General features: G+C 72.7%; 13 protein-coding genes. 8 read left to right on the forward strand and 5 right to left on the reverse strand.

What is annotated here, in order from left to right; genetic code table 11:
• Positions 1-36: 36 nt before the first annotated feature.
• Positions 37-798 carry a LysR family substrate-binding domain-containing protein gene (locus tag ACFYY2_RS12450; protein ID WP_388740870.1) on the reverse strand — a complete coding sequence of 254 codons (762 nt, stop codon included), beginning with the start codon at positions 796-798 and terminating at the stop codon, positions 37-39.
• 57 nt (positions 799-855) lie between these two features.
• Between ACFYY2_RS12450 and ACFYY2_RS12455 the strand changes: the two genes are divergently transcribed.
• From ACFYY2_RS12455 to ACFYY2_RS12480, 6 genes are all read left to right on the forward strand, one after another.
• Positions 856-1,257, forward strand: a complete 402-nt coding sequence (locus ACFYY2_RS12455) for a DUF5997 family protein (RefSeq protein WP_388740873.1) — start codon at positions 856-858, stop codon at positions 1,255-1,257.
• A 451-nt stretch (positions 1,258-1,708) separates the two neighbouring features.
• Complete coding sequence (argC, locus tag ACFYY2_RS12460; protein WP_388740875.1) at positions 1,709-2,737, forward strand: N-acetyl-gamma-glutamyl-phosphate reductase; 1,029 nt, start codon at positions 1,709-1,711, stop codon at positions 2,735-2,737.
• Positions 2,734-3,888, forward strand: coding sequence for a bifunctional glutamate N-acetyltransferase/amino-acid acetyltransferase ArgJ (argJ, locus tag ACFYY2_RS12465; protein WP_388740877.1), 1,155 nt, complete (start codon positions 2,734-2,736; stop codon positions 3,886-3,888). Before argC ends, argJ begins: the two co-directional genes overlap by 4 nt.
• A complete protein-coding gene (gene argB, locus ACFYY2_RS12470; protein WP_388740880.1) occupies positions 3,885-4,811 on the forward strand; it encodes an acetylglutamate kinase in 927 nt (308 codons plus the stop codon). Before argJ ends, argB begins: the two co-directional genes overlap by 4 nt.
• Positions 4,808-6,004, forward strand: a complete 1,197-nt coding sequence (locus ACFYY2_RS12475; protein ID WP_388740881.1) for an acetylornithine transaminase — start codon at positions 4,808-4,810, stop codon at positions 6,002-6,004. The genes argB and ACFYY2_RS12475 overlap by 4 nt, the downstream gene beginning before the upstream one ends.
• A 25-nt stretch (positions 6,005-6,029) precedes the next feature.
• The gene (locus ACFYY2_RS12480) at positions 6,030-6,566 is read left to right on the forward strand and encodes an arginine repressor (RefSeq protein WP_327120440.1); all 537 of its coding nucleotides are present in this window, start codon (positions 6,030-6,032) and stop codon (positions 6,564-6,566) included.
• A 7-nt stretch (positions 6,567-6,573) separates the two neighbouring features.
• Here the strand turns inward: ACFYY2_RS12480 and ACFYY2_RS12485 are convergent, their stop codons facing one another.
• The 3 genes from ACFYY2_RS12485 to ACFYY2_RS12495 form a co-directional block, all read right to left on the reverse strand.
• Positions 6,574-7,275 carry a L,D-transpeptidase gene (locus tag ACFYY2_RS12485; protein ID WP_388740884.1) on the reverse strand — a complete coding sequence of 234 codons (702 nt, stop codon included), beginning with the start codon at positions 7,273-7,275 and terminating at the stop codon, positions 6,574-6,576.
• 64 nt (positions 7,276-7,339) lie between these two features.
• Complete coding sequence (locus ACFYY2_RS12490) at positions 7,340-7,939, reverse strand: pyridoxamine 5'-phosphate oxidase family protein (protein WP_388740887.1); 600 nt, start codon at positions 7,937-7,939, stop codon at positions 7,340-7,342.
• 40 nt (positions 7,940-7,979) lie between these two features.
• Positions 7,980-9,380 (reverse strand): hypothetical protein, encoded by a 1,401-nt coding sequence (locus ACFYY2_RS12495; RefSeq protein ID WP_388740890.1) that lies wholly within the window; start codon positions 9,378-9,380, stop codon positions 7,980-7,982.
• Positions 9,381-9,611: 231 nt separating this feature from the next.
• Between ACFYY2_RS12495 and argH the strand changes: the two genes are divergently transcribed.
• On the forward strand, positions 9,612-11,045 hold the full coding sequence (gene argH, locus ACFYY2_RS12500; protein WP_388740893.1) for an argininosuccinate lyase: 1,434 nt from the start codon (positions 9,612-9,614) through the stop codon (positions 11,043-11,045).
• Positions 11,046-11,108: 63 nt separating this feature from the next.
• Positions 11,109-12,080, forward strand: coding sequence for an aldo/keto reductase (locus tag ACFYY2_RS12505; protein ID WP_388740895.1), 972 nt, complete (start codon positions 11,109-11,111; stop codon positions 12,078-12,080).
• 55 nt (positions 12,081-12,135) lie between these two features.
• On the opposite strand, the gene ACFYY2_RS12510 is transcribed toward ACFYY2_RS12505, so the two are convergent.
• Positions 12,136-12,639 carry a hypothetical protein gene (locus ACFYY2_RS12510; RefSeq protein WP_388740898.1) on the reverse strand — a complete coding sequence of 168 codons (504 nt, stop codon included), beginning with the start codon at positions 12,637-12,639 and terminating at the stop codon, positions 12,136-12,138.
• Between the last annotated feature and the right edge of the window lie 77 nt (positions 12,640-12,716).

Here is a 12,716-nt window from a genome sequence, read left to right on the forward strand (position 1 = left end):
CACCAGCCCTGATTCGTACGCGTGGGGTGGTCCCCGCTAAGGACGTCGGCGCGGCTTGCCCCGCTTGGCCGCCCCCTTGGGGTTCTTGGCGCCGGAACCGCCCCGCGCGGTCTTGCCCGCCGCGGGCTTCCGCGGCGACGGCGTCTTCTTCTCCGCGCGCTTCGTCTTCGGCTGCGGTGGTGTCGGGGGGCGCCCCCGGGTGCTGTTCACCGTCCGGCCGCGGACGATCCCGATGAACTCCTCCACCAGGTCCGTGGTCTTCTCCTCCGGCCACGACAGGGCGATCCGCGACTCGGGGACACCGGCGAGGGGCCGGTAGGTGAGGTCCTTGCGGTGGTGCAGACGGGCGAGTGACTGCGGCACGACGAGGAGCCCCACCCCGGCGGCGACCAGCTCGACCGCGTCCGCCGTGGTGGCGGGCCGTTCGAAGGCGGGCCGGCCCGGCGGGCGCTCCCAGTCGAGGACGTCGTCGAGGGGGTGCAGCACGATCTCGTCGGCGAGGTCCTCCACCGACATCTCCTCGACGGCGACCGCGGCGTGGTCCTTGGGGATCACGACGACCGTGGTCTCCGTGTAGAGCGGGATCGCGCTGAGGTCCGTGCGGTCGACGGGCAGCCGTACGAAACCGGCGTCGGCGCCGCCGTCACGCAGCAGATCCGCCGCCTCGCCCGAGGGGACGCCGACGAGGGACAGAGGGGTACCGGGCAGGCGCTCGTTCCAGATCCGCACCCACTTGGTCGGGGTCACGCCGGGGACGTAGGCGAGCCGGAACGCAGGGGGAACTTCCGAGCCAGTCACCCCGCCAGGTTACCGGCCGTGGTCGGAGCCGGCGCACATGCTCGATACCCTGGAACCATGACGTCGCACCAGACCACCCAGACCATGAAGCCCGCCACCGCGGCGAAGAAGCTGGGTGTGTACCTCGAAGCCACACCCGCCGAGTTCCAGGAGGGCGTCGTCTCGCGCGCCGAGCTGAACGCGCTGCAGAGCGACCCGCCCCAGTGGCTGCAGGAGCTGCGCCAGAACGGCCCGCACCCCCGCCCGGTGGTCGCCTCGAAGCTGGGCGTCTCCATCGCAGGACTCGCGCGGGGCGGCGTCACCGAGCCGCTCACGACCGAGCAGATCGAGGCGCTCAAGGCCGAGGGCCCGGAGTGGCTGGCGAAGGAGCGCGCCACCCAGGCCGAGGTCCGCAAGGAGACCGTCCGCATCAAGGAGCGCAACGCGGCGAGGGCCGAGCAGGCCGACCGCAACGCCTGATCCCGGTGCGGACCGGGCGGCTCCGGCCCGTCGCCACGGGCGGGAGCCCGGTCCACCGCCCCGCGTACGCCGTCCGTGCGGCGACTCCACGGTCCGGCGGCCGAGCGCGCCGGGCCCCGTGGGTGAGCCTGGTGCCCCTTCGGGACGCCCCCTGCCCGCCGTCGCCCGCGTAGGGATTCGCCCGCGTACGGATTCGCCTTCGCCGCGTACGGAGAACACCGGGCGGAACCACCGGGCCGAGGACTCGTCGGTCCCGCCTCCCCGCCCTCGCGTCGCCGTCGGCCGCGCTCGGTGCCGGGGCGGTTCCGGGCTCGTGGCGCTCCGGGCTGGTGGCGCTCCGGGCTCGTGGTGCGTTTTCCCCGACCTGCGCAACCCGGGCACCTCACCCGAGGATCTTTGCATAAAACTGCATCACTGCGTATAGTCATGCCATCGATGAGGAGGATGTCCGATGGTGGTACGTGTGGCAGTGGCAGGGGCGAGCGGATACGCCGGCGGTGAACTGCTCCGTCTGCTCCTCACCCACCCGCAGGTGGAGATCGGGGCCCTCACCGGCCACTCCAACGCCGGAGAGCGCCTCGGCGCGCTGCAGCCCCACCTGAGGCCCCTCGCGGACCGGGTGCTCGCGCCGACCACGGCCGAGGTGCTCGCCGGACACGACGTCGTCTTCCTGGCGCTGCCGCACGGGCAGTCCGCCGCCGTCGCCGAGCAGCTCGGGGACGACGTGCTCGTCGTCGACATGGGCGCCGACTTCCGGCTGAAGGACCCGGCCGACTGGGAGAAGTTCTACGGTTCGCCCCACGCGGGCACCTGGCCCTACGGCCTGCCCGAACTCCCCGGGGCCCGCAGCGCGCTGGAGGGCACCAAGCGGATCGCCGTGCCCGGCTGCTACCCCACCGCGGTGTCCCTGGCGCTCTTTCCGGCGTACGCGGCCGGCCTCGCCGAGCCCGAGGCCGTCGTGGTCGCCGCGTCCGGCACCTCCGGCGCGGGCAAGGCGGCCAAGCCCCACCTGCTCGGCTCCGAGGTCATGGGCAACATGACCCCCTACGGCGTCGGCGGGGTCCACCGGCACACCCCGGAGATGATCCAGAACCTCGGCGCCGCCGCCGGGGAGCCGGTCACCGTGTCCTTCACCCCCACCCTCGCCCCCATGCCCCGCGGCATCCTCGCCACGTGCAGTGCGAAGGCCAGGCCGGGAGTGGACTCCGAATCGCTCCGCGCCGTCTACGAGAAGGCTTTCGCCGACGAGCCGTTCGTCGACCTGCTGCCCGAGGGGCAGTGGCCGTCCACCGCCGCGGTCCACGGTGCGAACGCTGTTCAGATCCAGGTCGCCCACGACGCGGCGGCCGGCCGGATCATCGTGATCAGCGCCATCGACAACCTGGCGAAGGGCACCGCCGGAGGGGCCCTGCAGAGTATGAACATCGCCCTCGGGCTTCCCGAGGACACCGGCCTTTCCACGATCGGAGTCGCACCGTGAGCGTCACGGCAGCACAGGGGTTCTCGGCGGCGGGCATCGCCGCCGGGATCAAGGAGAACGGTGGTCCGGACCTCGCCCTCGTGGTCAACAACGGGCCCCGCCGCGCCGCCGCGGGCGTCTTCACCTCCAACCGCGTCAAGGCCGCTCCGGTCCTCTGGTCGGAACAGGTGCTCAGGGGCGGCGAGGTGACCGCCGTCGTGCTCAACTCCGGCGGTGCCAACGCCTGCACGGGCCCCCAGGGGTTCCAGGACACCCACGCCACTGCCGAGAAGGCCGCCGAGGTCCTGCCCGGCCACAGTGCCGGAGAGATCGCCGTCGCGTCGACCGGCCTGATCGGTCTGCTCCTCCCGATGGACAAGCTCCTGCCCGGCGTCGAGAAGGCCGCGGCCGCCCTCAGCGAGCACGGCGGCGAGAAGGCCGCCATCGCGATCAAGACCACCGACACCGTCCACAAGACGAGCGTGGCCACCCAGGACGGCTGGACGGTCGGCGGCATGGCCAAGGGCGCGGGCATGCTGGCCCCCGGTCTCGCCACCATGCTGGTCGTGCTCACCACCGACGCCGACGTCGAGGCCCCGGCGCTGGACGCCGCACTGCGCTCCGCCACCCGCACCACCTTCGACCGGGTCGACTCCGACGGCTGCATGTCGACCAACGACACCGTGCTGCTGCTCGCCTCGGGGGCGAGTGGCATCACCCCCGCGCGGGCCGATTTCGACGAGGCCGTCCGGACCGTCTGCGCCGATCTGGCCCGGCAGTTGATCGGTGACGCCGAGGGTGCGTCCAAGGACATCCGCATCGAGGTGGTCAACGCGGCCACCGAGGACGACGCCGTCGAGGTCGGACGCACCATCGCCCGCAACAACCTCCTCAAGTGCGCCATCCACGGCGAGGACCCCAACTGGGGCCGCGTCCTGTCGGCGATCGGCACGACGAAGGCCGCCTTCGAGCCGGACCGGCTGAACGTCGCCATCAACGACGTCTGGGTGTGCAAGAACGGCGGCGTCGGCGCGGACCGCGACCTCGTCGACATGCGCTACCGGGAGGTCCGGATCACCGCGGACCTCGCGGCAGGGGACGAGTCGGCCGTGATCTGGGCCAACGACCTCACCGCCGAGTACGTCCACGAGAACAGCGCGTACAGCTCATGAGCGCCGCGAGGAAGCACACCGCGCTGCCCAAGGCGCAGATCCTCATCGAGGCGCTGCCCTGGCTCACCCGGCACAACGGCCGGACCGTCGTCATCAAGTTCGGCGGGAACGCCATGATCGACGAGGAGCTGAAGGCCGCCTTCGCCCAGGACGTCGTCTTCCTGCGGCAGGCCGGCCTCAAGCCGGTCGTCGTGCACGGCGGCGGCCCGCAGATCAACGCCCAGCTCGACCGGCACGGCCTGGTCAGCGAGTTCAAGGCCGGGCTCCGCGTCACGACCCCCGAGGCCATGGACGTCGTGCGCATGGTGCTGGCCGGACAGGTCCAGCGCGAGCTCGTCGGCCTGCTCAACCAGCACGGCCCGCTCGCCGTCGGCATGACCGGCGAGGACGCCCACACGATCACCGCCACCCAGCACCGCCCGGTGATCGACGGTGAGGCCGTGGACATCGGCCGGGTCGGCGAGATCACCGCCGTGGACACGGGGGCCATCCAGGCGCTGCTGGACGACGGCCGGATCCCGGTCATCTCCTCCATCGCCCGGTCCGCCGAGGACAACCACGTCTACAACGTCAACGCCGACACCGCCGCCGCCGCGCTCGCCGCCGCACTCGGAGCCGAGACCCTCATCGTCCTCACGGACGTCGAGGGCCTCTACGAGGACTGGCCCCACAGCGACGACGTGATCAGCCGTCTCACCGCCACCGAGCTGGAGAAGCTGCTTCCGTCCCTCTCCAGCGGCATGGTGCCCAAGATGGAGGGCTGCCTGCACGCCGTACGCAACGGTGTCGAGACCGCTCGCGTGCTCGACGGCCGGGTGCACCACTCGATCCTGCTGGAGATCTTCACGGACGAGGGGGTCGGCACGATGGTCGTGCCCGACGCGGCCCCCGGCGCACAGACCGATTCCGAGGGGGAGTCATGAACAACGGGGAGTTCGCGCGGCGCTGGCAGGGAGCGCTGATGGACAACTACGGCACTCCGCAACTGCCGCTGGTGCGCGGCGAGGGCGCCCGGGTGTGGGACGCGGACGGCTCGGAGTACCTCGACTTCGTCGGCGGGATCGCGGTCAACGCGCTCGGCCACGCCCATCCCGCGGTGGTCGAGGCCGTCTCCACCCAGATCGCCACCCTCGGGCACGTCTCCAACCTGTACACCGCCGAGCCGCCCATCGCTCTCGCCGAGCGGCTGCTGCAGCTCTTCGGCCGTACCGGCAGGGTGTTCTTCAGCAACTCCGGCGCCGAGGCCAACGAGGCCGCCTTCAAGATCGGCCGGCTGACCGGGCGCACGCACATGGTCGCCACCGGTGGCGGCTTCCACGGCCGGACCATGGGCAGCCTCGCCCTGACCGGTCAGCCGGCGAAGCGCGAGCCGTTCCTGCCGCTGCCGGGTGACGTCACCCACGTGCCGTACGGCGACGCCGAAGCTCTCCGTGGCGCGGTCACGACCGACACCGCACTGCTGATCATCGAGCCGGTGCAGGGCGAGAACGGCGTCGTCGTACCGCCCAAGGGCTATCTGGAGGCGGCCAGGGAGATCACCCGGGCCACCGGCACCCTGCTGGTCCTGGACGAGGTGCAGACCGGGATCGGCCGGTGCGGCCACTGGTTCGAGCACCAGGCGCACCAGGGCGTCGAACCCGATGTGGTCACCCTCGCGAAGGGGCTCGGCGGCGGGCTGCCGATCGGCGCCACCGTCGCGTTCGGCGCCGCGGCCGAGCTCCTGAAGCCCGGTCAGCACGGCACGACGTTCGGCGGCAACCCCGTCGCGTGCGCGGCCGGCCTCGCGGTGCTGGACACCCTCGCGGCGGACGGGACCCTCGACCAGGTCAAGCGGCTCGGCGAGCGGATCCGCGACGGTGTGGAGGGCCTCGCCCATCCGCTGGTCTCCCATGTCCGGGGCTCCGGGCTGCTGCTGGGTATCGTGCTCAACGGGCCCCTCGCACCGAAGGTGCAGCAGGCGGCTCAGGGAGCCGGACTCCTGGTGAACGCGCCCGCCCCCGACGTCGTGCGGCTCATGCCGCCGCTGATCATCGGTGACGCCGAGGTGGACGCGTTCCTGCGGATTCTGCCGGGAGCCCTCGACGCGGCTTACGGGGAAGGACGATCCGGAGAGTGACGTTCCGGAGAATGAGGCGACGACGATGACCGAGGCGCAGGACACGGACCACGGCGGGCCGTCGGTGCCGCAGACCCGCACCGCACGCCACCGCAGGATCGTGGACATCCTCAACCGGCAGCCGGTGCGTTCGCAGAGCCAGCTGGCGAGGCTGCTGTCGGACGACGGGCTGAGCGTCACCCAGGCGACGCTCTCGCGGGACCTGGACGAGCTCGGCGCGGTGAAGATCCGCAACACCGGTGGCGAGCTGATCTACGCGGTGCCGAGCGAGGGCGGGTTCCGCACCCCGCAGGCGCCGCTCGGCGGGTCCGCCAAGGAGGAGCGGATGCGCAGGCTCTCCGCCGAACTGCTCATCTCCGCGGAGGCGTCGGCCAACCTGGTGGTGCTGCGCACACCTCCGGGCGCCGCCCAGTTCCTCGCCTCGGCCATCGACCAGGCCGAACTCCGGGCGATCCTCGGCACGATCGCGGGGGACGACACCCTGATGCTGATCAGCCGCGACCCGAACGGCGGCCAGGCACTGGCCGACCATCTGCTGAGGCTTGCCCAGAACGACCGCTGACAGGCCGTCAGTAACGGGTGACCGCAGTGGGTCCGGAGACCGTTCCGATCGCGATGTGCGGACGGCGGTCCGGATCGGCCCACGCCAGGATCCGGTCCACGGCGGCCGCCGGCACGGAAACGCAGCCGGCGGTCGCGCCCTTGCCGTCGACATGGAGGAAGATCCCGGCGCCCCTGCCGCGCACCGGCCGGTCGTAGTTGAAGCCGATGACGAGCGCGCGGGCGTACTGCGTGGAGTAGGCCACCAGGTGTTCGGCCTCCTCCGCCCGGCAGCCGGCGGGCAGTGGCCGGACCCACCGGTTGTAGTCACTGGACTCGTTGTCCTGGCACCACCAGGCGCTGTCGTCGGCCAGGCGGTACGGATAGCGGGTCCCGGGCCGGGGTGCCTCGGTGCCGAACGCGTAGGGCAGGTCGTAGAGTCCGGTCGGCGTGGTGTTCGTGCCCTGGATCCGCGTGGTCCCCTCGGTCAGGCCGTTCGCCCCGAAGCGCGCGGGCGCGGAACCCGCCTCCGTCCACCCCCCGGGGCCCCGGTCCCACCAGGTGACCGTGCCCGTGGTGGAGCCGGTCCCCGGAGCCTCCGCGGTGATCAGCTGACTGCCGCCACCGGTGTCCGCCATCCGCTCGGGCAGGGGGGCGGGCCCGGCCGGGCCCGCCCCGAGCGAACCGGCGAGTGCCAGCAGGACCGACCCGGTCACCAGGAATCCGCGCATGCTCCGGACCGTACGGGGCGCGAGGGGGAGGCCGCACCGCGCTTGCTCCGTACGGCCCAGCGGCTCACCCCGTGGGCGGGGCCGGCAGCGCGGGCAGTGGCAGGGGGAGCCCGGGGAGCCCGTCGATGCTGGTGGCGATGTCCGTTTTGCTCTCGAAGTAGCGGCTCAGGCTCTCGTCGTCCTCCCGCGCGAAGCGGCCGGAGTGCAGGGAGCGGTCCTCGTCGTAGGACATGAAGGGCACCGCGTATCCGCACGTGTCCCGGATCAGGTCGGCCGTCACCACGATGACCGCGCGCAGCCCGTGCCGTGTGTGGTCCACGGTGGGGAAGTGGCCGAGGAGCGCGGGGAACCGGGGGTCGTCGCGGAAGACCGGCTCGCCGCGGCCGTGCACACGGACGATGTTCGGGGGCCCCTGGAACGCGCACCACATCAGGGTGATGCGCCCGTTCTCGCGCAGGTGGGCGATGGTCTCGGCGTTGCTCCCCGCGAAGTCGAGGTAGGCCACGGTGCGTTCGTCGACCACGGCGAAGGACCCGCTCATGCCCTTGGGGGAGAGGTTGACCGTGCCCCGCTCGCCCAGGGGCGCCGTCGCGGTGAAGAACATGTGCTGTTCCTCGATGAAGGCTCTCAGACGTCCGTCGATGCGTTCATGCGTTTTTCCCATGATCGCAGTATCCCGTGAAGTGCTCCCCGGGCCGGCGGATTCAGCTCGTGGAGCCCGCCGGCGGCAGCGGCTCGTAGCGGGCGCGCTGCGCCTCGTGGGCGACCTCGGGATCGTCGTCGTCCTCCAGCGCCGCCAGTACGCGCTTGCGCAGCGCGAGACTGTGGGCGCAGAGCAGCCGCAGGCCCGAACGCCGCACGTGCCGGGGGCGATCCGGCGCCACCAGGGAGGCGAGCCATTCCTCCGGGACGAGCAGTACGTAAGGGACGAGCGCCTTGCGGGCCGTGCGCACCACCGGCGGGTGCGGATCCTCCATCGCGGACATCAGCTCGTCGGGTGAGACCGCGTCCAGCATGCGCAGCGAAGCGAGCGCCGCGGCGCGCACCCGGCCCTCGGGGTGGGCCGCCAACGGTCTCAGCAGCGCGGGCGCGTCCGGCACCCCCGACTCGGCCGTGCCGAACAGCGCTCCCGGGGGCGGGGCCGTGTCCCCGCACATCGCGCGGTAGCGCGCACCGGGGTCCTCACCCTCCAGACGCAGGACGAGACGCGCGGCCGAGCGCACGACGGCGGACGGGTCGGCCAGGTACGCGCCCGCCTCGCGGCCGCGGCCCGCGCGGTGCAGCGCCGTCACGGCCGAGGAGCGCGTCACCGCGGAGGACGCGCCGAGCAGCGGATCGAGCAGCCGTGCGGGATCGCCGGCGGTCACGCGGGCCAGCAGCGCACCGGTGCACAGGTGCCGTACGGCCCGGTCGTGGGCGCCGAGTGCCGCCTCCGTCAGCGCGCCGGAACCGGGGGAACCGTGTGCGAGGCGCGACCGCACCCCGAGGAGCCGGACCGCGGGGTGCGGACTCGCGCCGATGCGGGCAGTGACAGCGGACGGCAGGGGGCCTGCGGCGTCCAGGAGCCGTTCCGCCGCCCATGCCCCGTGCGGGCGCAGGGTCATGCGCAGGGCGACGGGGACCAGGTCAGGGGCCGGGACCGCGTTCCCCTCCAGCGCCGCGGCCAGCATGCGGCGGGCGCGCTCGCGCACTTCGCGGCGGCCGTCCGCGCAGCGGACGACGACCAGCGGCAGCAGCGCCGTCCGCCCCGCGGTGAACGCCAGCGCGGCCTCGCGGGCCTGCCACCGGTGGTGGCACAGCACGAGGGCCGTCTCGGGCTCGGTGGGCGGGAAGCGGGACCAGGTGACGTCGTGCGCCTCCTCGTCCCAGTGCGGCGCGGCGGCCCAGTCGACGGACCCGCTCCCGTCCCGGTGTCCCTCCCGGACCAGGTCCGCCACCGGGAGGTGCCCCTCGCCGCGCGCTGTCGCCGCCGCCGTGAGCCTGTCGAGTCCGGCCCACGCCTCGGGGTCGGCCGCGTCCAGCACCGCGGCCAGGGGCTTCCCCAGCAGGAGGCGGTCCTGCGGGGGGAGGAGCAGGGTGGGGGACAAGGGGATCAGGTGCCGCATGGGTGCAGCCTAGAACCGGCCCGTACCCCGTCGCACCGGCCTCTTTGACAAAACATACGGACCACTGCATAGTTATACCAACCAGTGATCGTGACGACCCCGGCCGTCCTCGAAGCCCGCGGCGAGCGCGGCCTGGCCGATCCACCGCTTCACCGTCTGCCCGCCCGCGCACCCGGGCGGGCGGGCGGCCCAGTTCCCCCTCGCACCCCCTTGCACTCCGAGGAGCACGCAGTGAGCAACGGCACCGGCAACAGCGACGTACGCCTGTGGGGCGGCCGTTTCGCCGACGGCCCGGCCGAGGCGCTGGCCAAGCTGTCCGCCTCCGTCCACTTCGACTGGCGGCTCGCGCCGTACGACATCGCCGGATCCCGTGCCCACGCGCGTGTGCTCAACAAGGCGGGCCTCCTCACCCAGGACGAGCTGACCCGCATGACCGCCGGACTCGACGCGCTCGAAGCCGCCGTCGCCGACGGGTCGTTCACCGGCACCATCGCCGACGAGGACGTCCACACCGCACTGGAGCGCGGGCTCCTGGAGCGTCTGGGCCCGGACCTCGGCGGCAAGCTGCGGGCCGGCCGCTCCCGCAACGACCAAGTGGCCACGCTCTTCCGGATGTACCTGCGCGACCACGCCCGGATCATCGGAGGCCTGATCGCGGAGCTCCAGGACGCGCTCGTGGGCCTGGCCGAGGCGCACCCGGACGTGGCCATGCCCGGCCGCACGCACCTTCAGCACGCCCAGCCCGTGCTCTTCGCCCACCACGTGCTGGCCCATGTGCAGCCCCTGATCCGGGACGCCGAGCGGCTTCGGCAGTGGGACCAGCGGACCGCCGTGTCCCCCTACGGTTCCGGTGCGCTCGCCGGGTCGTCGCTCGGCCTCGACCCGGAGGCGGTCGCGGCCGATCTCGGCTTCGAGCACGGATCCGTGGCCAACTCCATCGACGGCACCGCGTCCCGGGACTTCGTCGCGGAGTTCTCGTTCATCACGGCGATGATCGGCGTGAACCTCTCCCGGATCGCCGAGGAGATCATCATCTGGAACACGAAGGAGTTCTCCTTCGTCACCCTCCACGACGCCTTCTCCACCGGCTCCTCGATCATGCCGCAGAAGAAGAACCCGGACATCGCCGAGCTGGCCCGGGGCAAGTCCGGCCGGCTCATCGGCAACCTGACCGGCCTCATGGCCACGCTCAAGGCCCTCCCGCTCGCCTACAACCGCGACCTCCAGGAGGACAAGGAGCCGGTCTTCGACTCCTGCGACCAGCTGGAGCTCCTGCTCCCCGCCTTCACCGGCATGATGGCCACGCTCACGGTCAACCGGGAGCGCATGGAGGAGCTGGCCCCGGCCGGCTTCTCCCTCGCCACGGACATCGCCGAGTGGCTCGTGAAGCAGGGTGTCCCCTTCCGTGTGGCGCACGACGTCGCCGGCGAGTGCGTCAAGGAGTGCGAGCACCACGGCATCGAGCTCGACGAGCTGACGGACGAGCAGTTCGCGAAGATCTCCGAGCACCTCACGCCCGAGGTGCGCACGGTCCTCGACGTGCCCGGCGCACTCGCCTCCCGGGACGGCCGCGGCGGGACCGCCCCCTCGGCCGTCGCCGTCCAGCTGGCCGAGGTGAAGGCCGACCTGGTGACGCAGCACGCGTGGGCGACCGCACGCGGATGATCGGCAGGCATCGCGGGCTACGTTGACGGGAAGGCGTTCGGAACCGACCCAGAGGAGCCCGCGATGCCCTTCGCCCGCCTGAACCGAGCGACCACCCCGACCTCCCACATCGGGCTGGGCCTGGCCGCCGTCGGCAGGCCCGGCTACATCAACCTGCGGCGCGACCGGGACCTCCCGGCCGACCGCAGCGTCGACGCGCTGCGGGCCCGCACGCACGAACTCCTGGACGCCGCCTACGCCCAGGGCGTCCGCTACATCGACGCGGCCCGGTCCTACGGCCGTGCCGAGGAGTTCCTCGCCGACTGGCTCGCCGCCCGCCCCGACGCGGCCGACATCGTCGTCGGCAGCAAGTGGGGCTACACCTACACCGCCGACTGGCGCGTGGACGCCGAGGCGCCCGAGGTGAAGGACCACGGCCTCGCCGCCTTCGAGCGGCAGTACGCCGAGACCACCGGCCTCCTCGGCGGCCGGCTCGACCTCTACCAGGTCCACTCGCTGACGGCCGACAGCCCGGCACTGGGCGACAAGGACCTGCACGCGCGCCTCGCCGAGCTGGCCGCGAGCGGCACCACGGTCGGCTTCTCGACCAGCGGACCCGCGCAGGCCGACGCCATCCGGGCCGCGCTCGCCGTGACCGTGGACGGCGAACCCCTCTTCCGCACGGTCCAGGCGACCTACAACGCACTGGAGACCTCCGCCGGGCCGGCGCTCTCCGACGCGCACGACGCCGGGCTGACCGTGATCGTCAAGGAGGCCATGGCCAACGGACGGCTCGCCGGCACCGAAGCGCCCGCCGTCGTCCAGGAGATCGGCGCCGACGCGGGACTGGAGGCCGACGCCGTCGCCCTGGCGCTCGTGCTCCACCAGCCGTGGGCGGGCGTCGTGCTCTCCGGCGCGGCCACCGTCACCCAGCTGGCGGCCAACCTGCACTCCCCGCTGCTCGACCTCGACCCGGAGCGGCTCGACCGGCTGTCCGCCCTGGTGGAGGAGCCGGAGGCCTACTGGCGCCACCGGGCCTCGCTGCCCTGGAGCTGAGCGCCCGCCGTACCGTCCTGAGGGGCCGGGCCCCGGCGTGCGGCGCCGTGCACGCTCAACGCGCCCAGTCGGCGAGCGCGTCGAAGTCCGTCCGCGACAGGCCGACCCACGGGTCGATCCGCCGCAACAGGGCGCGCCCCGGGTGGTGCGCCGCGACCCAGGCCGTGTCGAGGCCGGAGATCTCGTCGTCCACCCAGGCGAACGGCCGCCCATCGGCGTAGTCGACGACGTAACGCGTCTTCCAGTACGTGCCGTTCGACGTGACGCCGTGCATCGAGGGCCAGTCGATGTACGGCAGCGGGGGCAGCCCGAGGAGCGGGCCGACCCACTCGTTCGCCTCGTCCTTCCAGGTGGTCGCCCAGACGAGTTCGTACCGGGCGGCGAGGGCCAGGAGCTCGCCGCCGTGCTCCGCGCGGAGCAGCACCGGCAGCGGCGTCCCCTCCTTCCACCCCGTCGGCCGCATGCGATGGAGTGTGTAGCCCTCCGGGACGGGGCGACGGGCGAGCGCCGCGTAAGGATTGAGCGGACCGTCGATGTCGATCAGCAGCAGCGGCTTCATGGCGCCATGGTGCCCCTGGAACGCCCGGGCGACACGACTCCGCACGTGAGACATCGATGTCTCAGTCGAGTTAATGT

The sequence above is a fragment of the Streptomyces sp. NPDC001822 genome, assembly GCF_042892135.1.
In the GTDB taxonomy this organism is placed as follows: domain Bacteria; phylum Actinomycetota; class Actinomycetes; order Streptomycetales; family Streptomycetaceae; genus Streptomyces.